Here is a 23,525-nt window from a genome sequence, read left to right as displayed (position 1 = left end):
GCTTTGCTTGGCCGTTGCGGGGTCATTTCCCTGTTTCTTTTTTCGTATATTTTGCGCGTTATGTCAATTAGAGAACCCGATCAATCTGTATGGAACCGTTTTTGGCAGCGCAAGAACGACATGAACAAGGTGTACCCTTCGTCTCCGTCTGTGCTGCATGCTATAAAGAAGAATTTTAAACTCGAAGGTCTCAAGGTGCTCGAGGTGGGCGCGGGCACTGGCCGCGACAGCGCGGAGCTTGCTCGGTTGGGCGCCGACGTGTATGTTCTTGACTTTGCAGAAAACAGTTTGAAGATTGTTGACGCGCTCCGTGCTAAGGAAAACCTTTACGACAATTTGAAGCTCGTACGCGGCGATGCGTTCAAGGCTCCGTTCCCGGACAACACGTTTGACCTGGTGTTTCATCAGGGACTGGCCGAACACTTCAAGGATTCGCTCCCGCTCATCCGGGAAAATTACCGCATCCTTAAGCATGGCGGCTGTTGCCTTTGCGATGTGCCGCAGACGGTCCACCCCTATACGGTTATCAAGCATATCCTGATTGCGATGGACAAGTGGTTCGCCGGGTGGGAAAAGCAGTTCACTATGCCGCAGCTGAAGAAACTCATGAAGGATGCCGGGTTCAAGTGCGAGTACGCCTACGGCGACTGGATGCGCCCGAACCTCTTTTACCGCATGCTGCGCGAACTCGGGTTCAAGTTCGGAATCGAGCTTCCGAAGTATCCGCTGAACGGTACGGCCTACCAGAAGGCGAAGGATGCCTTGCTCGATGCGCTTGTCTCCGTGCCGGTAATGCACTACACGCAGCTTTCCATCGGGGTGATTGGCCGTAAACCCTAAGATCCCATGGCTCTCAATCCCAAAATAAAATCGGCGCTGGTCTTTGCGCTCAAGCTCGTGGTGACGCTTGTTCCCGCATACTTTGTCTATAGGAACATCGTAAGTTCCCCGGACTGGGACATCGGCGACCTGTACAGGCTGTTTTCGAGGGAAAGCTTGCTCCCGTTCGTGCTTGCGCTTGTCTGCCTTGCCGCTTCGAACTTTACGGCCTGCCTCCAGTGGAAGCTGCTCCTGGAACGGCAGGGGGTGCACTTGGGCTATGGGCATCTGCTTAAGCTTTATTACGTGGGCCTCTTCTTCAACAACTTCATGCCCGGCAACGTGGGCGGCGACGTGAAGAAGGTCTACGATATCCGTATGCAGGGTGGGCAGGATAGCGTGGGGGCCGGGTTCACCGCGACGGTTTTCGACCGCCTCTTTGGCCTCTTCTTTGTTACTTTGTTTGCCCTTGCGATGGGTGCGCTGTTTTTTGTCCATGACGAGGCTCAGCGGGCGTTCATCTGGCCGTCGATCTGGATATTCCTTGGCTTCTGCGCCATGTTCGCCTGCCTTTGCAGTCGCCGTCTCGGGCGGCTCTTGACGCGGGTTATCTCGAAGTTCCTGCCGCAGAGGTTCGGGGATAGGCTTGTCCACATGTTCGAACGCTTCCAGCATTTCCGTTCGGTCAAGCTGTGGTGGCAGATTTCGTTCTTGTCGCTTGTGACGCAGTCGTTGCGCATCTTCGTCCACTTCTACTGCGGCCTGGCCGTAGGGGTGGCGCTTTCGATTTCGTGGTATTTCTACTACATCCCGCTGGTCGCCATCGTGAGTGCGCTCCCGATATCCATCGGCGGATTCGGGCCCCGTGAACTCCTGGCGCAGTCGCTGTTTGCTCGTGCCGGCGTGGCGAGTCTCGAATCGGTAGTGATCCAGCTGCTTGCGTATTTCGTGAGCCTGCTCTTGAGTTTGTTTGGGGCGTTCGTGTTCCTCTTGGGAAGAGGGGCGGACGCTCAAGGCCGTCAGGGATAGCCGTCCCTGCTTTTGTAGATAGCGCGGATGCCGAGGGGGCGTCCGCTTTCCAGAGGTTACTATGGATGCCGAGGGCATCTTGCAAGGTCTCAATTCCGACCAGCGTGCGGCGGTTTTGCATGACCATGAGTCGGGCGCGCAACTCTTGATTTTGGCGGGAGCGGGTTCGGGAAAAACATCCGTGCTGACGAAGCGAATCCAGTACCGGATTGCGTCGGGCGTAAAGCCTGAAAATATCCTTGCGTTGACTTTTACGGCGAAGGCCGCTGCCGAGATGCGCGAACGCGTGCAGAAGCTGTTTCCGGATGCGGCGGTACGGCTCTGCACTTTCCATTCGCTTGCGCTGTTCATGCTGCGCCAGAAAATCGGTGAACGCATGGCCTACGAGCGTGTGGGGATGCGGGAGGCTCCCGTGCCGCAGGATGGTTCCGGGCGCGAATTCATGGATATGGCGGCCCGCCTGGGAATCAAGTCGGGAAGTCTCGAACGCGAAAGGCTCTTTGACGATAGCCTCCCGGTTTCGCTGAAGCGCAAGCTTTCGAAACTCCGGGAACCGGTGCTTGAGTCGGGCCGTGTGGTGTTCGAAGACCTGATTTACCTTGCCATTCAACTTCTGGAAGGCGATGCGGAAGCGCGGTCGCATTTCCAGTCGATGTGGACGGAAATTCTTGTGGATGAATACCAGGATATCAACCCGTCGCAGTACCGGATGGTCAAGGCGCTTCTCGGCGACAGGAAAAGTTTGTTCGTAGTGGGCGACGACGACCAGGCGATATACGGATTCCGCGGGGCCGATATCGGGAACATCAACCGTTTTTGCGACGACTTCAAGGAGAGCACGTTGATTCGCCTGGAATGGAATTACCGTTCGACTTCGAACATATTGCACTTGGCGAATCGCATTTTCGAAAACAAGCCGCTGCGCTTGCGGAAGGTGCTGCGTGCGGGAAACTCGAACGGTTCTGGCGGCAATCCGATTTTCAAGGAGAACCGCGAACCGGAAGTTTGGACAAGCGGAAACCCGGTGGAGGAAATGTGCAGGATCGTCTGCAAGATAAAGGAACTTCGCGAGGCCTATGACCTTTCGTGGAAAAATTTTGCGATTCTTGTGCGTTACAACCGGCAGCGGCTCTATTACGAGGAGGCCCTGCGTGACGAAAGGCTCCCGGTTGCGGGCGACGAACTCGGGGAGGGCTTGGCGGTCGAGGACGGCATCCATGTAGAAACGGTTCATGCTTCCAAGGGGTTGCAGTATGCTGTCGTTTTTTATGCGGGACTGGGCGAGGGGCTCACGCCGGGAACCTGCGAAGGCGACCGTGCGGAACGAAAACGGCAACTTGATGAGGAACGGCGGCTTTACTATGTGGGAGTTACCCGAGCCGAGGCTTGCCTATTTTTATTATATTGTAAACGGCGTTTCTGGAAGGGGCGGCTTCGGAAATTTAAGAAGTCGCGGTTCTTGCCTCGGACGCCCGGTTTTTCGCAAGGTTGTCTCATGCCTCTTATCTTGTTCAAAATAAAAGTGGTCTTGTTTGTGCTTGCCTACATGTTCCTGCACATGCTGGTCTTGCCTTTTATTATCCTCTTCCGGCATCGCAGCGTGAACCTTTGGGTCGACAAGAAAATCCAGGCCTTCGCGCGATTCTGCATGAAGGTCCTGAAAATCGACCTCGATGTCGAGAACCAGGCGATTCTTTCGAAGGTCGACTGGACGCGCCCCGTGTTCGTGATGGGAAACCACAATTCGTATGCGGACATCCCGATTATTTTCCTTGCCATCGAACGCACTATCGGCTTTATCGCGAAGGCGGAACTCCGCTTTATTCCCTTCCTCGGGTTCTGGATGCACCGGATCGGTTGCGTGCTCATCAACCGCGAAAAGGGCGGCGGCGCGGCCCTGATTCGCGAAGCGATGGCGAAGGGGAAGGCCCCGAGGCTGTTTATTTTCCCGGAAGGGACGCGTGGCAAGGACGAGAACATGGTGCCGTTCAAGAGCGGCGGGTTCCGGTTGGCCATCGAGACCGAAGCAACGATTCTCCCCATCTATATCAAGGGTTCCGGTTTTGCCTGGGAACACCGCAAGAGCTCCGCACGTTGCAAGGTGACGGCGACGGTTCTTGAACCCCTGGACGTGAAGGCGCTTGCTGCCGAGAAGGGGACGCTTGACCCGCGCAAGGACGTGATGCACGTTGTCCGTGAACGGATGGAGGCCGCCGTATGATAGGCGTCTTCGATTCCGGCTTTGGCGGCCTATCCATATTGAAGGATTTGAGACGGGTCCTGCCGGAATACGATTTTGTCTATCTGGGCGACAACGCGCGTGCACCTTATGGCTCGCGCACATTCGAAACGATTTTCCGCTATACGCTCCAGGCTGTCCGCGAACTCTTTAGCCGCGGTTGCCCCCTCGTGATTCTTGCGTGCAATACGGCATCGGCGAAGGCGCTCCGGAGCATACAGCAGGATATCCTCCCGTACGAGTTTCCTGACAGGCGCGTGCTTGGAATTGTCCGGCCGACTGCAGAGGAAATCGGGAAGTTCAGCCGAGGAGGACATATCGGCGTGCTTGGAACTGCGGGGACCGTCTCGTCCGGAAGCTACCTTATCGAAATCGGGCATTTTTTCCCGGAATTGAAGGTGACTCAGCATGCCTGCCCCATGTGGGTCCCGATTGTGGAAAACGGCGAGCGCGGGACGGAGGGGGCTAGGTTCTTCGTGAAGAAGGACGTGGATGCGCTTATGGCATCCGACCCGCAAATCGATGCAGTCCTGTTGGCATGTACGCATTACCCGCTTCTGGAATCCGAAATTCGGGCCGCACTGCCACCGCAGGTCCGGCTCGTTTTCCAGGGGGATATTGTTGCCGCCAAGACAATCGACTACCTCAAACGGCATCCGGAGATGGATGCCCGCCTCTCTAAGGGCGGAAAGACGGCCTATTTGACCTCAGATACTGCCGAATTTTTTGAAAAAGGGGCGTTTTTGTTCGGAATTGAGGGAATTTCGGCTGAATCGGTGGCCTTGTAGTCTATAAAAATGTAGATTGCGGATGTAACTGACGAACCTGTTTAGGTCCGCTTGTGTTTTTTTTATCATAGGTGAGTTGAAAATATGCCGAAGACACAAATAAATCTCGAAGGTTGGCAGGATTACCGTGGTAACGCCGCCGGTAGCCTGCTTTACGTGGAAACTAGCCATCAGTCCGAAATGCCGGTTCGTGACCAGCTGAACGAAAACGAAAAGGGCTTCCTCTACGAGCCCAACTACGAGACCAGTACCTACGGCCTGATGAGCTGCTACAATGTGAAGGCGATTAATGCCATCTTGAAGGCGAAGAGCCGTTACATCCTGTTCGGCACCCGTTACGAGGGGTTGAGCGATTCCGAACTCCGCAACAAGTACCTGATTATGGGCTACATGCGCATCGACAAGATCAAGGATGTGCGCACGCGCCATATCCAGCGCTACATGGCGAATCCTGACCTTCCTGAACCGGAATGCATGCAGATGGAGCACAACTGGGCTGTATACGGACCGATGCGCTTCGTCTCCATGAACGATTCCTTCGTGGTGACTGACGAAATCCTCAAGGAATGGGGTTACAAGGGCCATGCGAGCCGCCAGCTCAAGGCTGTGTTCCAGAAGGAACACCTCGACCAGATTCTTTCGTACCTGGATTCGAAGGACGACAAGATTGACGAGTATATCGCGACTGTCGACGAGTACAAGGAAGCCCTCGAAGAAGGGTAATGACGTTTAAATCCGTTTTTTAAACAGCGACGCCCCCGCATTTTTGCGGAGGCGTTTCTCTTATGCACCGAAGGTGTCTTATTTCACAGTCTTGATGGTCGAGGCGCTCGTCTTCACGATATACATGCCCTTCTTAAGGTCGAGGCGGAGCGTGCCGTCGGCATTGAGGGCCTGGCTCTTGATGCCGCTCCAGAGGAGGTTGCCGTTCAGGTCGAACACCTTCGCTTCCTTGTTCAGGTCGCTTGCGGCGAAGTTCGTGCGCATACCCTTGATGGCGGAACTGCCTCCACATCCGGTAGCCACAATCTTTGCAATGTAGATGCCGGCGTTGTCGCTGTTGAACGAGAGCTGCGTGGAGCCGAAGGGGGCTCCGGTCGAGTCAATTTCGTTTGCGAGCGGGACGGATACTTCGGCCCAGGAGCCCGCGGGGGCGGTGTTTCCGTACTGGTAGTTGCTCCAGGTGCTGCCGCCCGCGCCGCCGATGTTTACGGAGGCGTCTTCGGCGTCGATGCTACGCATGGTGAACACGAGATCCTTGCACTTGGTAAGCGGTTCCTTCACTGCGGCTGCATCGGGGATTGTGAAGAGGGCGTGCTGGTAGCCGCAGTTGTCCTGCGCGCAGCCGGCGAGCGGAACCTTTACATATTTTGAAATTCCGTCGAGCGCGGTCGTCTCGAAGGTGACCTTGCCGAGGGTCTCGTCGCTCTTCCAGCCCGCTGCAGAAGTTTCGTTCGCGTAGTCCACAATCACGAGAGAATCACCGAAGTTCTGGTTGGGGTCAATGTACGGGTCGTCGATGGGGGAGTCTTCGCACTGGAGCGCTGCCGTGTTGCTTGTGGTGAACACGACCGTGGTGATGGACTTTGCCGGGGCGTCGATGATGGCGCCTGCGGTGACGGTCTTGCTCTTTTCGCCGCTTTCGGTAGACTGCACGGCGTAAACCGGGTTGTAACCGTTCACGGAGAAGTTCAGGTTCTGGGCCGAGCCCTTGTTGATGGCGATAACGGAGATGGAATCGCAGTCTGCACTGCGGAAGGCGACCGCGTAGACGTTGCTGCCGTCGGCGGTGCTGCTCACGACGCGCCAGCCCGGGTTCACGAACTTCGAGTAGTGGCGCATGGCGTGGTATTCGGGGTTGATGTAGAGCTTTGCTTCGGTGCAGCTGCTCCAGCCTTCGCCCGGGCAAACGCCGATGAGCTGCCCGTTCTGTTCGCCCCAGAAGAGTTCCCATGCGATGTAGGCGTTGAGCTTGCCGCTTGTAAAGCCTACCTGCATGATGTGGGCGAGGCCGAGCATGTCCTGCTCGCGCACGGCGTTTTCCATGGTGCAGAATTCCGTCATGATGATGGGCTTGCTGTCGCTGCCGTAGTTTTTGCCGATGGCGGTCATCGCCTTGCGGAAGTTTTCCGGATTCAGGTAGTTGGTGCCGGAGTTGTCGTTGCCGTCACCCGCATGGTACAGGTGGTAGGCGTAGCCGTCGAGGTTCTTGTCGTCGAGCGCCTTTGCGTACTTTTCGAAGTTGCTGTAGCCGATACCGAGCGGTTCGGGGCCGATAATCTTCGGCGGGTTTGCAAGCGTGCTGATGGAATCGCGTACGGCCTGGAGCGCCTGCTTGTAACCGGCAATCCCGTTGCTTTCGGTAGGCTCGAAGAGGGTTTCTTCGTAATCGGCTTCCATGTCGGGTTCGTTCTGCAGGCTGATGTAATCGGGAGTGATGCCCGCGGTGGCGTAGGCCTGCAGGCTCTTTTTCCACCAGCCGGCGAATTCGCTGTAGACGAACTTGCCGTACGGGTCGCTGTTCGAAGTCTTGAGTGTCTTGTCGGCCTTAGAATGGCCCTGGTTTCCGTTCACGCTGCCACTCGGCTTGAGCCTGCCCGGTGCAGACCAGCTGGACATCTCGATCTTGAGGCGGTTGCCGAGGCGTTCCTTGCCGGCCTTCACGATGGCGGCATCGGCGGAGATGCTTGTGGTGTCTTCCTGCTTCCAGTTGCCGATGCGGAGGAGTGAGAGGTTGAGACCGTTAAAAGCGGTGTCATAGAAGTCCTTCTGCATCGAAGAGCTCATGGCGGTAATCCAGCTCTGGTAGTAGGCGGCGCCTGCACCGAAGCCCACGACCTTTTGTGCCGTGGTGGCGGGATCTACCGTGATATTTGCGGCTGAAGCTATTGATGCCGCAGCAAGGGCGACCGAGGCCGCTGTCAGGGATTTCTTAAACATACACACATCCTTTCTTTATACTCCCCAACCCCAGAAACCATCAATTATCAATCATCAATTAATTAGTAAGCTCCTTCGCCCTTGAACACGACCTTGAACGTCTTGAGGATCAGCTTGAAGTCTTCTCCGAGCTTGCCGTCGCGGCGGATATAGTCATTGTCGAGTCGCATCTGCCCTTCGAACGAGATGTTGCTGCGGCCGCTCACCTGCCAGATGCAGGTCAGGCCCGGCGTCACGGACAGGCGCATGCGGTGCCAGGGTTCGTATTCAGCCACTTCGGAAGGGATCGGCGGGCGCGGGCCCACGATGGACATGTCGCCCTTGATGATGTTCACGAGCTGCGGCAGTTCGTCGAGGCTGAACTTGCGGAGGATGCGGCCGAACGGATAGATGCGCGGGTCGTTCTTCATCTTGAACGTCTTGCCGCCCGTCTCGTTCTGGGCCATCAGTTCTTTTTTGCGTTCTTCGGCATCCACGTACATGCTTCGGAACTTGTACATCGTAAACAGTTTGCCGTTGCGGCCCACACGCGTTTGCTTGAAAATGACCGGTCCCTTGTGGTCGCTGATCTTTACCGCGAGCGCACAGAACAGGAGCAGCGGGGAAAGGACAACCAGGGCGAGGCTCGAACAGGCGATGTCCGTAATGCGTTTCACAACGTGGCGGTAGCGAATCTTGTGCGGGTGTTGCCAGATGTGGTCGAGGTTCAGGCGTTCGAGCGAGAAGAAGCTTCCGTTCGTGCTGTTGAAGTCCTTGATCTTGTCCTCGAGTTCCAGGTTGTCCTTCTCCTGGAGCCCGGTGTAGATATATGCCTTGAAGATGGGCGACTTGGGCTTGTGCCTGAGGGCCTGGATGAGGCCTGCGTCGTTCAGCTTGTGGAGGATTTCCTTGCGGATGGACTCGAGCGTCGAAAGGTCCGAATTCAGGAGGATGATGCCGAGACCGCTGCTGTCGGAAAGGTAGCCGAGGACATCGATAAACCTGAGGTGCGAGAACATGGTGAGCACGCTGATGCGCCAGGTACGCTCGACGGTGCGCGAGGGGCTCCCCCAGCCGAAAAAGTCGTACTGGTGCGAGTAAATCTTGATGAACAGGAATGGCCTGCGGGTGCGGTTCGCCCTTAGGAATTCCTCGTTGAGGCGCGTCCTGAAGAGGCGTGCCGGGTAGACAATGTTCTTGAGCTTCTGCTCGTTGAGCAGGTTGCTGATTGCCGGATTGGATATTTCCTGTTCCATGCGTAAAAATTTAGAAAAAAATGCACCTGGCTTGTTTTGGCAGGAAAAAACACAAATGTGCAAATTTCTTGAACGTAAACAAACCTTTACCAACGGGCGGTGAAAAAAGGAGGGGCTTGTTCGGTAGAACGGGGCATGCCGTTTTTTCTATATTATGTCTCCGAAAAATTTAAAATGGAGACGCAATATGCTGCGTATTGGCTTAATTGGTACTGGAACCGTCGGTGGCGGTGTCATTCAGATTCTTGAACAGAAGATTGCCGAGTACAAGGAAAAGCTCGGTGTCGAACTCGAACTCGCCTGCATCTGCGCGAAGTCCGAAGAAGAAGTCGCCCCGTACAAGGCGAAGGGCTACAAGGTTTCGACCAACGCCGACGAGATGATTGCCGGTAACGATATCGACGTGCTTGTGGAACTTGCCGGCGGCTACAACATGCCGCGCAAGTGGATTCTCGCAGCCCTCGAAAGCGGCAAGCATGTGGTGACCGCGAACAAGGCCCTCCTCGCCAAGTACGGCCACGAGATTTTCCCGCTTGCAGCCAAGAACGGCCTGCATGTGTTGTTCGAAGCTGCCGTTGGCGGTGGCATTCCCATTATCCGTAGCCTCCAGGAAGGCTTGCTCGGTTCGACTGTCGAACACCTGAGCTGCATTATCAACGGTACCTGCAACTACATCCTGAGCCGCATGGCCGACGAAGGCCTCGACTTTGATGTGGTTCTGAAGGACGCCCAGAAGCTCGGCTTTGCCGAAGCGGACCCGACTTTTGATATCGAAGGCATCGACTCCGCCCACAAGACTGCCCTCCTTGCTAGCCTCTGCAGCGGCAAGCGCGTGGACTTCGAAAAGATTCATGTGACGGGTATTTCGAAAATTACCGCCCAGGATATCGCATTCGCCAAGGAACTTGGCTGCTGCGTGAAGCTCCTCGGCATCTACCACCGCGACGGCGACCGCGTGGACGCCCGCGTGCATCCGTGCTTTGTCTCTAACGAGAACCTGCTCTCGAACGTGAACGGCGTGATTAATGCCGTGTACCTCAAGTGCGACAACCTGGGCGAAACGGTTCAGACTGGCGCCGGTGCAGGCCGCTTGCCGACTGCCTCTGCCGTTGTAGCCGACCTCGTTTCCTTGGCCCGCTCCGTGGACCAGGGCAGCCGCAAGGCGCTCCCGATGGGCTGGTTCAACGTCGACAATTCCGCGACTCTCGTGCCTATTTCCGAGACGAGCGCCCGCTATTACCTGCGCTTCACTTCCCGTGACGCCTGCGGCGTGCTCGCGAAGATTACCAGCATCCTCGCCGAAAATAACATTTCCATTGAAACCATTATCCAGAAGAACGTGAAGGACCCGGGCAAGGTTTCCATCGTGGTCATCACCGAAAAGACTTTAGACTGCAAGGCCTCGAAGGCGGTGGACGCCATCGACGCTCTGCCCGAAATCGTCGAAAAGAGCCAGGTTATCCGCTTCCTCGCGTAACGGATGGCCTTCTGGACTGCAATTTTTGTAGTTTGATATAGCTATGATACGCGCTGCGACATTGGAACGCATTCTCGTTATCCTTTCGGATTTCGTGGCGCTTTCGATATGCTTTGTGCTGGCTTTCTGGGTCCAGTTCCATAGCGGCTGGATTGCCGACAAGTACGACCCGTCCAAGCTTTTCTCGGATTACGCCAACATGGGGTTGATCCTGAACGTGGCATGGCTCGTCTTGTTTACCTGCGCAGGGCTTTATCGTTCATGGCTCCTGATGTCGCGGACGCACCAGATTCTGCGCGTGTTGCGGGCGGTGGTGATAGGCGTTGTTCTTATTATCATCAGCCTTTTCGGAACGGAGTTTGTAGGCAAGATCTTTGCCAACCAGCCGTTGAACGAGGGCTACTTGTATGGATCGCGCTTCCCGTGGATTTTTATCTACGGCGGCCTCGCCATGGTGCTTGTTGCCGGATTCCGCATGTTCATTTACTTCTGCCTGCGCGGCTTGCTTCGTTTGGGCTACGGCGCGAATAACATCCTCGTGCTTGGCGCTACCGATGCGGGCAAGAAGATTGCCGAGGATCTCAAGAACACGCCGGCTTTTGGACAGCGCGTGGTGGGCTTCGTCGATGAAAGGTACCAGGTGATGGATCATGAATTTGCCGGGTTCCCCGTACTCGGCAAGTATGCCGATCTCCCTGCGCTTGTGAAAAAGCACCGTGTGGATGGGATTGTGATTGCGCATGAGAGTTCTTCTCCGCAGGAGATTATGCGCGTCCTCGTCTGGATTTGCGAACTTCAACTTCATATTTATATTGTACCGGGACTCTATCCCGTGGTGAATGGCCAGTTCAAGGCGAACTTGGTCCATGGTTTCGAACTTCAGGAACTTTTTGCATTTACGATGCCGCCCTGGCAGGTGCGGGTGAAGCGCATTATCGATGTGCTGTTCGGAGCGTTCCTTGGGATATGCTCTTTGCCGGTCTGTCTGCTTGCGGCTATCGCCATCAAGCTCGAGGACCACGGCCCCGTTTTCTATTCGCAGGAACGCATCGGCCTGTATGGCAAGCCCTTTACGGTCTACAAGTTCCGCACCATGCGTACCGATGCCGAAAAGTTCGGCGCCCAGTGGGCAACGAAGGATGACCCGCGCATTACGAAGGTGGGTAAGTTCCTGCGCAAGACCCGCATCGACGAACTGCCGCAGATTCTTTGTGTTTTGAAGGGTGACATGAGCATGGTGGGCCCGCGCCCTGAACGTGCCGTGTTTATCAGCAAGCTTCGCGAACAGATTCCGTTCTACATCAGCCGCCTCAAGATGAAGCCGGGCCTTACGGGCTGGGCGCAGGTGCGTCACCATTACGATACGAGCATCGAAGATGTCCAGATAAAACTGAAGTACGACATGTATTATTACGAGAACATGAGCTTGCTTCTGGATTTCCAGATATTGGTGCGTACTGTTTACGTTGTCTTGACCGGTAAAGGAGCGCAATAATGTACGGAGACAATTCCACTCCGGTATTCCCAGTTAATGATGCTCTCACGATGATTCGCCTCGCGCTTGCCGAAGACGTGCGCACGGGCGACGTGACGAGCGAATGGACCATTCCTGCCGACCAGAAGCAGCATGCCCGCCTGATTGCAAAAGAAGATGGCGTGCTTGCGGGCCTCCCGGTCATTGAACTCGTGTTCCAGGAACTCAAGGCAAATGTGAAGGTGACGCTCCACAAGAAAGACGGCGACGTGGTGAAGAAGGGCGACCTGATTGCCGAAATGGACGGCACGACGCATGAACTCTTGACGGGTGAACGTACGCTCCTGAACTTTATCCAGCAGCTTTCCGGCGTTGCGACGGTCGCGCATACCTTCCAGGAAGCCCTGAAGGGCGGCAAGACGAAGGTGCTCGATACCCGCAAGACGGTTCCCGGATTCCGCACGCTGCAGAAGTATGCCGTGCGCGTCGGTGGCGGTTCCAACCACCGCATGGGCCTCTTTGACATGGTGCTGGTGAAGGACAACCACATCGCTGCTGCAGGTGGCGTGCTTCAGGCGCTTGAAGTCGTGAAGAAGAACAACACGCAGGGCCTGATGGTCGAGATGGAAGTGGAAAACTTCGACCAGCTGCGCGCTCTTTTGAACAAGGGCGTAGACGTCATCATGCTTGACAACATGAGCAACGAGATGATGGCCGAGGCCCTGAAGATTATCAAGGAAAGCGGTGACAAGTGCCTGGTGGAAGGCTCTGGAAACATGACGCTCGAACGCGCGAAGGAAATCGCGACGCTCGGCCTCGATTACATCTCTGTCGGTGCGCTCACGCATAGCGTGAAGGCTCTCGACATCTCGATGCGAATCTAGTTTTTTGATTTGCGCATGAAAAAGAATTTGGATAAAACTGTACGGAAGTCGAATCGCGAAACTTTTAGCTTCGTCGTGGATGTGGGCAACTCCCACACGGTTTTGGGTATTTTCAAGGGCGACAAGGTGGTGGACCACTGGAGGCTTACTACCCGCAAGGAAACGACGAGCGACGAAGTGATGAACCGCATTGGCGGACTTGTGCGCTTTTCGAAAATCAAGCCGACGGAGATTACGCATGTGGGCCTCTCGACGGTGGTGCCCGCGCATGAGCGCCCCTGGATCAAGGCCCTGCAGACGCTCCTCAAGCGCCCGGTGCAGGTGGTAAGTTCCAAGAACTGCCTCGGTTGCCCGATTGCCTACCCGAACCCGGCGTCGCTCGGTGCCGACCGCTTGTGCAACATTATCGCACTCCGTGACCGTGGCTACAAGGATGCCATCGTGGTGGATATGGGCACGGCAACGACATTTGACGTGATGAAGGACGGCGGCTTCGCTGGCGGTATAATTATTCCGGGCATTAGCGCAAGCCTCGATGTCTTGACCGAGAAGGCGGCGCGCCTGTTGCCGGTAAGCATCGAGTGGCCGGAACACGTTATTGCAAACAATACTGACGATGCCATCCGCGCGGGTCTTCTGTACGGTTTTATGGCGGAACTTGAAACCTTGGTGGCAAAGATCAAGGACGAAATGGGCAAGAAGAAGGTTCCCGTGTTTGCGACGGGTGGCTGGGGCCGCATGGTGATGGGGCACAGCAAGGTTATCGATACCTACGACCCGTACCTGACTCTGAACGGTGTGCGCCTGGTGGCGCTCCATGGCAATTCTGCCGCAGAACTGGAGCGAGACTCCGACGAGTAATTTTAAAGAGAGGTCCCTATGCGTTGCTTAGTTACCGGTGGTGCAGGATTCCTGGGAAGTCACTTGTGCGAACGTCTGCTGGACGACGGTCATGAGGTGATTTGCCTTGACAACTATTTCACGGGTCGTATGGTGAATGTCGCTCACCTGCGCGATAACCGGAACTTCGAGCTCATTCGCCACGACGTGACGGAACCGATTTTGCTGGAAGTGGACCGCATCTTTAATCTCGCGTGCCCCGCGAGCCCCATTCATTACCAGTTCAACCCGGTAAAGACCATCAAGACGAGCGTGATGGGCGCTATCAATATGCTTGGCATGGCGAAGCGTGTGAAGGCCCGTATTCTGCAGGCTTCCACCAGCGAAGTCTACGGTGATCCGGCTGTTCACCCGCAGACCGAAGACTACTGGGGAAACGTGAACCCGATCGGTATCCGCAGCTGCTACGACGAAGGCAAGCGCGTTGCTGAAACGCTCTTTATGGATTACCACAGGCAAAATAACGTGGACATCCGCATCGTGCGTATTTTCAATACGTACGGCCCGCGCATGCTTATGAACGATGGTCGCGTGGTGTCGAACTTTATTGTGCAGGCGCTCAAGGGCGAAGATCTCACGATTTACGGCGACGGCAGCCAGACCCGCAGTTTTTGCTATGTGGATGACCTCATCGAAGGTTTTGTGCGCATGATGAACCAGGACAAGATTATTGGACCCGTGAACATCGGGAACCCTGGCGAATTTACAATGCTTGAACTTGCGAAGGAAGTGCTTGACCTCACCGGTTCCAAGAGCAAGATTGTGTACAAGCCGCTTCCGGGTGACGACCCGAAGATGCGCCGCCCGAATATCGACCTCGCCAAGTCCGCACTCGGTTGGGAACCGACAATCCCGCTGCGCCAGGGTCTCGAGAAGACGATTGTCTACTTCGAGGAACTGCTCAAGGGCGAGCGCTAACAGTTTGCAGATACTAGGACTTGTCATGCCCTGTCATCCTGGAGCCACGTAGTGGCGATAGGATCTGCCGGGCATCTTTGTTTCTTTCAATAGAATTATTTGCTGCCTACGATTTTGCAGATGGGGCAGTTTTCGGGCTTGTGACCCATAGCCTTGCAGTACGTGCGCCCGAAGTAGATAATCTGCAGGTGGCGCTTTTCCCATTCTTCCTTCGGGAAAATCTTCTTGAGGTCGGCCTCGGTCTGTTCCACGCTACTGCCGTCCGATAGTCCCCAGCGCTTGGCTAGGCGGTGGATGTGCGTATCGACGGGGAAGGCGGGAATCTTGAAGATGTGGCTCATCACGACGCTTGCCGTCTTGTGGCCTACGCCGGGGAGTGATTCGAGTTCTTCGAATGTGCGGGGGACTTCGCCGCCGTATTTCTCGACGAGCGTTTTCGACAGGTTATAGATGTTCTTGCTTTTCGTGTTGAAGAATCCGCACGGCTTGATGATTTCTGCAATCGCGTCGATGCCGAGCTTGACCATGGCGGCGGGCGTTTTCGCTTTCTTGAACAACACCTTCGTTACCTGGTTCACGCGGATGTCGGTGCATTGCGCGCTCAATACGACGGCGACAAGCATCGTGTAGGCGTTTGAGTAGTCCAGCGGAATCGGCGGGTTCGGGAAGAGTTCGTCCAGCTTTTCGCCGATGAACTTGATCTTGTCCGTTTTTTTCATGTCCTGCGCCTCCTTTCGTCTTTCGTCTGTAGCGAGCCGCATTGCGACGCAGCGTACTTTCGTCTAGTTTAGTCGCAGTCGCGCGTGAAGTCTTGTTGCATGTTGAAGCTGGGCATGTCGTCGGTCGGGTGGCCGACTTCGACGGCGGGGACGCCTGCGTATGTCGTGTGCGGCGGAACGTCGCAGAGCACAACCGCGCCCGCGCCAATCTTCGCGCAGTCGCCGATGTGGATGTTGCCGAGCAGCTGGGCGTGTGCGCCGAGCATCACGCCGTTCCCGATTTTCGGGTGACGGTCGCCGACTTCGTTGCCGGTGCCGCCGAGCGTCACGCCGTGCAAGAAGCTCACGTTGTTCCCGACGACGGCAGTTTCGCCGATGACGATGTTTGTCGCGTGGTCGATCAGGAGCCCGTGCCCGATTTTTGCGGCCGGGTGGATGTCCATGCCGAACTTGCGGCTGATGATGTTCTGGAGCATCTTGGCGGGGAACGGGCGGTTTTCCGTCCAGAGGGCGTGCGCCACGCGGTAGGCTTGCAGACCCTGGAAACCCTTGAACAGCAGGAGCGGCTCGAGGTAGCTGGTGCAGGCGGGGTCGCGCATCACGGTCGCGTTTAGGTCCTTGCAGGCGGAAACGAGCAGTTCGGGGTACTTGATGTACAGCGCGTTGAACATCTTCTCGAGTTCCGCGCGGTCGATGACTTCGCCGGCCAGCTGACAGGCGAGAGTGACGGATAGCATGTCGGCAAAGTTCTTGCGGTTCAACACTTGCTCTTCGAGCATGAGCTTCGAGAGCGGTTCGTTGGCGGCTAGTTCCGAGGCCTCGTCGCGGAGGCGCTTTTCCATTTCTTCGACTGTCATAGCGAATGCAAATATAGAAATTTGCGGCGGCTGCGGTCTAGCAGGCGAGTTTAATGAGCGCGCGGGCCGGGATGTGGAACCATCCGGGCCTGAACTCGAGTTCGTAGCAGGCTTCGTAAACGGCCTTTGCTAGGATATACGGGGTGGCTGCACGCTCGAGGGTGTCGAGGTCGATTTGCGCGTTGCCTGCATCTACGTGCGCGGCTTGTGCGTAGCCTTCAAGAAACGCGCGTTCGCATGCGGTGCAGTCGAACCCGGATGTTGCTCCCGCATACTGGAGACTGCGCAACATGCCTGCGACATCAACAAGTGGGGAGCGCAGTGCCCTGCGGTATTCGAGCGTGCGGGAGGGTTCACCTTCAAAGTCGAGAATCTTGAAATCTGCGGCGGCAACCAGCACCTGCCCCAGGTGGTAATCCCCGTGGATGCGCTGCGGTGTGAACAACTCGCTGCCGGTTGGCGCTCCGAACGCATCTTTCGCCATGCGCTTGAGTTTCGGCAATGCGGCTTTCACCCTTTCGGCGAGTTCGTGCATTTCATTGCCCGTTGCGCAGTTCAAAAGATGTTCCAGCTTGTCAAAGGGAATTTCTGGATTCTGCGCAGGCGTGCCCGGGAGTCCCCTGAGGGCGCGGTGCATCTTCGCAGTCGCTATCCCGAGTGCCTCGGCGCACGGCGCGTCCATCACGCCGTTGAAATACGCCCACGCATCCTGCATGCCGGTTGCACGTTCCTCGAGAATCCCGAGGGTGTAGCGTTTCCCCGTGGCATCTGCGTAGTAGCATGTGCCGTAGAGCTGTGGGCTCACGCCGGAGCGTTTGCGGTCGAGTTGTTCCATGATTTCGACTTCGGGGTGAATGCCCGGTAAAAGCCTGCGGTACAGCTTGAAGAAAAAATGCTTGGATGCGAATGCGGAATTGCTCTGCTCGGCATCGAGCGGGGCTATATTGAAAAGTTCGTGCAGGGAAACATCTACGGGGAAATTCTCTGTCTGCATGAACATGAATTCGCCGGTCTTAGTGCCGTATCTTGCCTTCTCGCACGAAAACACGTCGTAGAAAAAGTCTGTAGTGCGGGTCTCGTCTTCGATGACGGCGTATAGGTCGGGCTCACAGTTTTCGCTCGCGGCAAAAGTCATGCGGACGATGGAAAGAAACGTTTCCCCGATGGCGACGCGGTCCACGGTCTCGATGGATTCAATCTTGCGGCCCTTGCCCATGAACCAGCGCTTGCTTGCGATGTCTTGCATGCTATCCATGCTTTGAAAAATAGCAATAGAACTATTTCCGGGCTGTCAGTGCAGGGAAATATCCCTGCGTGCGGAGTGTCGCGAGAATCTTGAGCTTGTTTTCGAGCGGTTCGGCGGGAAACCCGTCCACCACGAACTGCGGAATCCGTTTTTGCGGCTTGAATTGCGGCGGCACATCACTGTAGTCGCCGAGTTGCCAGGCACAGAGCATCTTTGCGAGGAACTGTTCCCAGGGGAAAACATCTTTCGGGGTGAGGTAGAACCTGGCGGGCTTCTCGTAATCGCGGGCGTCGAGTAGGAGCGTGCCGTCCCTATAACATGCAAGAAGCGCAGCCTGCCTCTCTTTCATCTGAGTGGCGGGCTGCGCGGGAATAGTCAGAACGAGTTGCATTCGGCGCGGGCGTTATGCAGCGAGGACTTCGCGTTGGATTTGCATGTACTGGTAGCTGGAAATCAGCGTAATTTTCAGAATCAAATCGCGGGCAAGTCCGGCTTTGATGAGGGCCCTAGCGTAGTTCAGCTTGTTCATGTCTGGTGATGTCATAGGAACCTCTGGGTGTTTTTGTTTTACATCTAGAAAATAGAATATTTTTGTGGCAAAAGCATGTCATTTTTTTTGGTAAGAAACAATGTGTAAAGTCTATCACACGCTCCCTTTTGCAAGAAAAATATAATCTGTTGATAAATAAGGAGTTACGAAACTGGTGCTCCAAAGTGTATTATTCCAGCCTAAAATCGCGCTGTGATTTATGTCACGCGTTAGATGCTTTTCAGGACGGGAAAACTCTCGCGGTAGCGGAGGAGCGGTTCGATTTCGATGCGTGCGGATACGATGCACTCTGCGTCCGAATCGGCCTTCGCGACAATGTTTCCGAACGGGTCGACAATGCGTGAATGCCCATTGTATTTGCTATCGGCGGTAACGCTGTTGACGGCGGCGACAAAGGCCTGGTTTTCGATGGCGCGCGCCTGCAATAGCGTGTCCCAGTGCAGGATTCTTTCGGCAGGCCAGGCGGCTTGCACGGTCAGGAGGTTCGCTCCCGCCTTGACCGCATCGCGGTAGAGCTCCGGGAATCGTAGGTCGAAACAGATGGTCGGGGCTATGTTCCACTCCTGTATTTTAAACAAACTAACATCCTGCCCGGCGGTGAATTTTCCCTGCTCCATGAAGAAGGGCTTCCGCTTGTCGTAGCTTGCGTATTCGTGCGGGTTTCCGGGCAGGTGGACGCTTGCATGGTTCGTGAACGAAGAACCCTTGCGGGATATCCCCGCGCCCATGACGGCGCATCGCGTCTGGTTTGCTAGTTTATTCAAAAAAAGTGCGGTTTCACCGCTGGATTCTGTGGAAAAGTCCTCGGCGGCCCTTTCGGGGTGCAAAGGAAGGTAGCCCGTGGCGAACATCTCGGACAGCACGATGAGCCCGGGAACGGAATCCTCGGTTCGTTTGCGGATTTCGCGGGTGAGCGTTTCGACCTTTTCGAAATTCCTGGCCTTGTCGTTCGGCGCGATTTCCATCTGCACTAGAAAAATATCGAGCATACGCAGAGAAATATAAAATTTGGTGGACTGCGGCGGCATAAAATTCTAATTTAGTATCCATGAGATTTCGATCCCTGCTCCTTATAGCCCTGTTCCTGGCGGTGAACCTGTTTGCGGCGACCCCTACGCCCGTCGTGGGCGTGGTCCTCGAAATGGGTTCGGACCTGCCGCTTGACGGAGTTCAGATTACCTACCGCTCCGGCAAAAAACTCGGCAAGACATCCTCGGATGGACGTTTCGAATTTACCGTGGATTCGAAGAACGCGTCGCTTGTTTTCCAGAAGGAAGGCTACGACAGCGTGTATGTGGACCTGCAGGATTTTGCGGACCTGCTCGACATGGTCGTGACGCTCTCGACCGACCTCCGCGACCTCGGTTCGAGTACGATTGTGGGCGGCGGCGAACCCGAGAAGTGGGAACCGCAACGCAAGGTGTCGGTCGACAAGCTCGAAGATGCGGCGGGCATGCGCTTTGACTTGACGGAACACCTGGGGCAGATGCCGGGAATTTCCGGGCAGAAGGATTTCAGCAGCGCGCTCTACTACGACGGCTCCCGCGCGGGCGACGTGGCCTACCACCTGGGGCGGCTCCGCATCCCGAACATGCGCCACCTCGATGTCGGGTTCCCCGGCAACCTTTCGGTGGTGAACCCGCACATACTGAGCGGCATCGAGATTCATGACCACTACGGCAGCGGTCCGATCGGCCAGGGCCTTGCAACTTCGGTGCAGTATATTCCCGAGCAGACGAAGGGCGAGTGGGGGCTCAAGGGGGCCGCGGGCCTCACGGTGCAGGAAATCCAGTTCGATTCCCCGTTCCTTTTCTGGGACAGTTTCCGTTTCGCGTTCCGCAGGCTCGATGGAGAGATGCTCAAGAACCTGGGCGAAAAGTTCTTCACCGAATTCAGGAAGCGCGATGGCGACTGCGTGGATGATTGTCGCGTGAAATCCTCCGACCCCTTCGATCTTTCGGCGATGGATTTCTATGCACAACTTAACGGCTCCGATTCAATGGGCAACACCTGGGCGCTCCGAGCCCTGTACAGTACCGACGAATACTCCATCAGCCAGGACACGACTACTGCGTACGACCAGGTGAACGAAGTCGACATCATCAAGGGGAACCAGGATTACCTGGTCATCGGAGCGGAATACAATTCCAAGTTCGGGACAAGCCTGCATGCGGGATTCGTGCGCGAGAACGTGGGCGATACCCTGCAGGATACGACCGGATTCCGCAACTCCGTCTCGTCGAGGGAGATGGCTGCCTTTATCGACGCCTACGAGATGACGCATACGGTCATTAGCGCCGGTGCGGACAAGGAATTCAAGGCGAAGCTGCTCGGTTCCAAGGTGAGCGGTGCCCTGCTCTATGAGCAGCATTTTGTCGACCGCAGTTACCTGGACTTTGGAGGCAAGCAGGAAGACGACTATACGACGGGCGTGCTTTCGGGCGTGAGCCGCTTTGACTGGAAGTCGGATTATTCGCAGACAATCTTTTCGCTCGGTGCGGTGGCCGATGCTGTTGACCACAATGCGCGCCCGACGGTCTCGCTCGATTTCGAGAAGAACCTGAGCGAAAAAGATTCCACGTATTGGCGCCTGTTCAGCAGCGCGGCCTACCGCAGCGACTGGAAATACCTCTACGACGACGGAAACCTGACGGGAAGGCTTGAAACGGGCGCTTCGGCGAAGGTGGGACTTGGCTACAATTCCAAGTACCTGATTGCGCAGGCGAGCGGCTTTGGCCGCTACTACTTCGACCCGGTGCTGCCCCTGCCCAAGGCCTATGCGCAGTACAGGGACATTACTCCCGTGGAATTCGCCTGGGTGCTCGGTGCGAATGCGAAGGTGGATTGGAAGACTTCGCACCATTTCTCGATGTCAACGAACGTGAGTTCCGTCTATGGCGAATACGAACTCGAAGGTCCCGGTTCGCTCCCGTGGGAAGCGAATTCTCGGCTCGATATCGTTTCGCATTTCCGCTACTACCCGCGCAAGGATTCGCTGTTCTCGATTATCCTCACGCACCATGCGGCGTTGCACCGTCCGCTCTATTTTTACGATATCAAGCCCTCGGATCAGGAAAACCAGATACTCGGGACGCGCAGGCTCCGTGACCTGGAGGAATTTACCGATTTCTTTCGTACGGATGTGCGCGTGAATCTCGATATTGTCCGCGACAAGGGTTGGTTCCGCAAATCCAGATTCTACCTGGAACTGGATAATTTGTTCGGGAACCTCGACGTGGATGCGCTCAAGTTCCTGGGTTCCGAGAACGCCCGCGAACGTTCCTGGGTCACGAAGGACGGCGACAAGAATTCGGACAATGGCTACAGGCTCGAACCGTTCATGGCGAAGGGTATGGGACTATACTTCCAGTTTGGCGTGGAAGTGCTGCTTGGAATATGATGAAGGCGCTGCTTTTTTGTCTGTCGCTCCTTGCAGCGTCGGTGATGGCGCACGAGACGGATGCCAGGTTCGAACCGCCGAAGCCGAAGGAGCCGAAGCGCTTCTGTGCGGAGGTCCAAAAGTGGATCGAATACGCATCGTCGAACAAGGATCTTGTGGAAATAACCAATGAACCCCTGCTTGTCATGGACTTGCGTTACGGGACTTTTAACAACGTAACGGGGCACGACCTGTATTGCGGCGAGCAGAGAGCCTTTGTCCACAGGGACGCCTACGCAAAACTCAAGAAGACCTTCGCCATCATGGAAAAGGAGATGCCCGGTTCGAAGCTCGTGATTTTCGATGCGGCGCGCCCCATTTATGCGCAGGCGGCACTCAAGAAGACTGTGCAGGGGACTCCGTACACCAACTTCGTCTCGTCGGCGGTGAGGGGCGGCCTGCACAACTACGGCCTCGCGCTGGACCTAAGCATTACCGATAGCTCGGGTGCGCTGCTCGACATGGGGACGGATTTCGATTCGTTCGAGCGCTGTGCGGGCGCGGTAGGCGAGGCGGATGCGCTCAAGAGCGGGCGGCTGACGCAGGAACAGGTTGACAATAGGAACAAGCTGCGCCGTATCATGAAGGCTGCCGGCTGGGTGATGCTGAAACACGAATGGTGGCATTTTAACGCCTACACGAGCACTTATACGCGAGAACACTACAGGCTGTTCCCGATGTAAGGCGGCTATTTCGTTGCTTTAGCGTCAAGCCTTGCTTGAACCTCGGCAATCTGTTCCGCGGGAAACCCCATGTCTTTCAGGATGCCGATGGCATCTGCATGGCCTTTGGATTCGCCACGAGCTTCACCTTTAGCCTCAGCTGCAATGATCTTCCCGGCAGCCCAGCATTCGCAATCTTCTTTCGTAGTCATGTCGTGCTCCTGTGCTTCCAAATAATATAACTAAACCAACCCCATAATCGCAAGCCCCTGCCGTTGCGGACTCGCTACCTATAAAAACGATCGAAACGCGAAAATGTTTCGTTTTGGCCGGTTTTTTTTACGGGAGAGCCTTGATACTGGCGCGCTTGAGTCGATCGTTCAGCGCCATGCCGACTCCGGTATTCGGGATCGGGTCCACGAGAATCAAGTCGTAATCGGGCGTATCCAGGTCGTGCATGTAGGCGTATAGCCTTGCGGTAGCCTCGGTCATGTCACCCGTTGCAGACAAGTTCACTGTGGCAGGAATCGCTCCGGCCTGGTTCCCGAACGCGATGCGTGCGGTATGCTCCGGCAGTTTGTAACCTGCGGGCACTTCTCCGAAATAGAGAGGCACCTGCGGGCGGTAATGCGTATCGCACTGGCCCGGCGCCTGCATGGCCTGCCCGGGCTTGGATGTGGATTCCTTGACGGCGACTTCGCCGAGCACCGACTTGAACATCTCGGGCGTAATCGCCCCCGGGCGGAGCACTGTCGGCACATCCCCGGCAAGCGAGATGATGGCGCTTTCGACCCCTACGGAGCACGGCCCGCCATCGACGATTCCCGCGATGCGGTCTGCAAGCTGTGCGGCCACGTGCTCTGCGGTTGTTGGGCTCACGTGCTTGAACAGGTTTGCGCTCGGGGCCGCAAGCGGGAGTCCCGATTCCTTGATAATCGCCTGCGCTACGGGATGGCTCGGGAACCTTACCGCCACCGAAGGGAGCCCGCTTGTGCACAGGTCGGGAATGCAGTCCTTTTTGGGGAGGATGATGGTCATCGGCCCGGGCCAGAAGGCTTCTGCCAGTCGGTATGCGCTTTCGGGAATGTCGCGGGCGACGTTCTCCAGTTCCGCGATGTCGGCAATATGCACGATAAGCGGGTCGAACGTGGGCCGTTCCTTCGCGGCGAAAATCTTCGCGAGCGCTTCGGGGTTGTATGCGTTCCCCGCAAGCCCATAGACGGTCTCTGTCGGGATGGCGACGACCTCGCCGGCCTTTAGCAGGTCGGCCGCTTCCGAAACGCTTGTCCAAGGGGGAAACTTCATTATGGCACAAAAATAGAAAAGGGATGGCGGTTGTGCCATCCCTA

The 23,525-nt window shown here is 56.1% G+C and carries 22 protein-coding genes; 12 read left to right on the top strand and 10 right to left on the bottom strand.

The window, feature by feature from the left end; translation table 11 throughout:
* Nucleotides 1-60: 60 nt before the first annotated feature.
* From B4A77_RS11350 to B4A77_RS11330, 5 genes are all read left to right on the top strand, one after another.
* Nucleotides 61-840 carry a class I SAM-dependent methyltransferase gene (locus tag B4A77_RS11350; protein ID WP_173365307.1) on the top strand — a complete coding sequence of 260 codons (780 nt, stop codon included), beginning with the start codon at nt 61-63 and terminating at the stop codon, nt 838-840.
* Between the two features lie 6 nt (nt 841-846).
* Nucleotides 847-1,848 carry a lysylphosphatidylglycerol synthase transmembrane domain-containing protein gene (locus tag B4A77_RS11345; RefSeq protein WP_173382276.1) on the top strand — a complete coding sequence of 334 codons (1,002 nt, stop codon included), beginning with the start codon at nt 847-849 and terminating at the stop codon, nt 1,846-1,848.
* A 61-nt stretch (nt 1,849-1,909) separates the two neighbouring features.
* Nucleotides 1,910-4,069 carry a UvrD-helicase domain-containing protein gene (locus tag B4A77_RS11340; RefSeq protein ID WP_290740822.1) on the top strand — a complete coding sequence of 720 codons (2,160 nt, stop codon included), beginning with the start codon at nt 1,910-1,912 and terminating at the stop codon, nt 4,067-4,069.
* Nucleotides 4,066-4,875 carry a glutamate racemase gene (gene murI, locus B4A77_RS11335; protein WP_290723415.1) on the top strand — a complete coding sequence of 270 codons (810 nt, stop codon included), beginning with the start codon at nt 4,066-4,068 and terminating at the stop codon, nt 4,873-4,875. Before B4A77_RS11340 ends, murI begins: the two co-directional genes overlap by 4 nt.
* A gap of 84 nt (nt 4,876-4,959) precedes the next feature.
* Nucleotides 4,960-5,598 carry a hypothetical protein gene (locus B4A77_RS11330; RefSeq protein ID WP_173365308.1) on the top strand — a complete coding sequence of 213 codons (639 nt, stop codon included), beginning with the start codon at nt 4,960-4,962 and terminating at the stop codon, nt 5,596-5,598.
* Between the two features lie 78 nt (nt 5,599-5,676).
* Here B4A77_RS11330 and B4A77_RS11325 read toward each other — a convergent pair whose 3' ends face one another.
* A complete protein-coding gene (locus B4A77_RS11325) occupies nt 5,677-7,815 on the bottom strand; it encodes a glycoside hydrolase family 30 beta sandwich domain-containing protein (RefSeq protein ID WP_290740819.1) in 2,139 nt (712 codons plus the stop codon).
* Nucleotides 7,816-7,877: 62 nt separating this feature from the next.
* Nucleotides 7,878-9,050 (bottom strand): sugar transferase, encoded by a 1,173-nt coding sequence (locus B4A77_RS11320; protein ID WP_173365310.1) that lies wholly within the window; start codon nt 9,048-9,050, stop codon nt 7,878-7,880.
* A 187-nt stretch (nt 9,051-9,237) separates the two neighbouring features.
* Here B4A77_RS11320 and B4A77_RS11315 point away from each other — a divergent pair, with 187 nt between their 5' ends.
* Genes B4A77_RS11315 through B4A77_RS11295 form a run of 5 tightly spaced genes read left to right on the top strand, consistent with a single transcriptional unit; the run spans nt 9,238 to nt 14,703 of the window.
* Nucleotides 9,238-10,527, top strand: a complete 1,290-nt coding sequence (locus B4A77_RS11315) for a homoserine dehydrogenase (protein ID WP_290740816.1) — start codon at nt 9,238-9,240, stop codon at nt 10,525-10,527.
* A 43-nt stretch (nt 10,528-10,570) separates the two neighbouring features.
* Nucleotides 10,571-12,022 (top strand): sugar transferase, encoded by a 1,452-nt coding sequence (locus tag B4A77_RS11310; RefSeq protein WP_173382273.1) that lies wholly within the window; start codon nt 10,571-10,573, stop codon nt 12,020-12,022.
* Entirely contained in the window at nt 12,022-12,885 is an 864-nt protein-coding gene (gene nadC / locus B4A77_RS11305; protein ID WP_290740813.1) for a carboxylating nicotinate-nucleotide diphosphorylase, read from the top strand. Before B4A77_RS11310 ends, nadC begins: the two co-directional genes overlap by 1 nt.
* A gap of 15 nt (nt 12,886-12,900) precedes the next feature.
* Nucleotides 12,901-13,746 (top strand): type III pantothenate kinase, encoded by an 846-nt coding sequence (locus tag B4A77_RS11300; RefSeq protein ID WP_290731948.1) that lies wholly within the window; start codon nt 12,901-12,903, stop codon nt 13,744-13,746.
* 18 nt (nt 13,747-13,764) lie between these two features.
* Nucleotides 13,765-14,703, top strand: coding sequence for a UDP-glucuronic acid decarboxylase family protein (locus B4A77_RS11295; RefSeq protein ID WP_290734948.1), 939 nt, complete (start codon nt 13,765-13,767; stop codon nt 14,701-14,703).
* 95 nt (nt 14,704-14,798) lie between these two features.
* On the opposite strand, the gene nth is transcribed toward B4A77_RS11295, so the two are convergent.
* The 6 genes from nth to B4A77_RS11265 form a co-directional block, all read right to left on the bottom strand.
* The gene (gene nth / locus B4A77_RS11290; RefSeq protein ID WP_290740810.1) at nt 14,799-15,422 is read right to left on the bottom strand and encodes an endonuclease III; all 624 of its coding nucleotides are present in this window, start codon (nt 15,420-15,422) and stop codon (nt 14,799-14,801) included.
* 68 nt (nt 15,423-15,490) lie between these two features.
* The gene (gene cysE / locus B4A77_RS11285) at nt 15,491-16,279 is read right to left on the bottom strand and encodes a serine O-acetyltransferase (RefSeq protein ID WP_290731942.1); all 789 of its coding nucleotides are present in this window, start codon (nt 16,277-16,279) and stop codon (nt 15,491-15,493) included.
* A gap of 37 nt (nt 16,280-16,316) precedes the next feature.
* Nucleotides 16,317-17,534, bottom strand: a complete 1,218-nt coding sequence (locus B4A77_RS11280; protein ID WP_290740807.1) for a phosphotransferase — start codon at nt 17,532-17,534, stop codon at nt 16,317-16,319.
* A 22-nt stretch (nt 17,535-17,556) separates the two neighbouring features.
* Nucleotides 17,557-17,916 carry a hypothetical protein gene (locus B4A77_RS11275; RefSeq protein ID WP_173365315.1) on the bottom strand — a complete coding sequence of 120 codons (360 nt, stop codon included), beginning with the start codon at nt 17,914-17,916 and terminating at the stop codon, nt 17,557-17,559.
* A gap of 12 nt (nt 17,917-17,928) precedes the next feature.
* The gene (locus B4A77_RS11270) at nt 17,929-18,069 is read right to left on the bottom strand and encodes a hypothetical protein (protein WP_173365295.1); all 141 of its coding nucleotides are present in this window, start codon (nt 18,067-18,069) and stop codon (nt 17,929-17,931) included.
* A 215-nt stretch (nt 18,070-18,284) separates the two neighbouring features.
* Complete coding sequence (locus tag B4A77_RS11265) at nt 18,285-19,064, bottom strand: nitrilase-related carbon-nitrogen hydrolase (protein WP_290740804.1); 780 nt, start codon at nt 19,062-19,064, stop codon at nt 18,285-18,287.
* 59 nt (nt 19,065-19,123) lie between these two features.
* On the opposite strand from B4A77_RS11265, the gene B4A77_RS11260 reads away from it, so the two are divergent.
* Together B4A77_RS11260 and B4A77_RS11255 are read left to right on the top strand one after the other, a co-directional pair.
* Complete coding sequence (locus B4A77_RS11260) at nt 19,124-21,475, top strand: hypothetical protein (RefSeq protein ID WP_290740801.1); 2,352 nt, start codon at nt 19,124-19,126, stop codon at nt 21,473-21,475.
* The gene (locus B4A77_RS11255; protein WP_290740798.1) at nt 21,472-22,197 is read left to right on the top strand and encodes a M15 family metallopeptidase; all 726 of its coding nucleotides are present in this window, start codon (nt 21,472-21,474) and stop codon (nt 22,195-22,197) included. Before B4A77_RS11260 ends, B4A77_RS11255 begins: the two co-directional genes overlap by 4 nt.
* A gap of 5 nt (nt 22,198-22,202) precedes the next feature.
* On the opposite strand, the gene B4A77_RS11250 is transcribed toward B4A77_RS11255, so the two are convergent.
* Nucleotides 22,203-22,388: a hypothetical protein gene (locus tag B4A77_RS11250; protein ID WP_290740795.1), complete on the bottom strand. Its 186-nt coding sequence runs from the start codon at nt 22,386-22,388 to the stop codon at nt 22,203-22,205.
* Between the two features lie 127 nt (nt 22,389-22,515).
* A complete protein-coding gene (locus B4A77_RS11245) occupies nt 22,516-23,481 on the bottom strand; it encodes an L-threonylcarbamoyladenylate synthase (RefSeq protein WP_290740792.1) in 966 nt (321 codons plus the stop codon).
* Nucleotides 23,482-23,525: the final 44 nt, after the last annotated feature.

Source organism: Fibrobacter sp. UBA3718, assembly GCF_002371935.1.
Classification (GTDB): Bacteria; Fibrobacterota; Fibrobacteria; order Fibrobacterales; family Fibrobacteraceae; genus Fibrobacter.
This window is presented reverse-complemented; position numbering and strand designations above follow the sequence as displayed.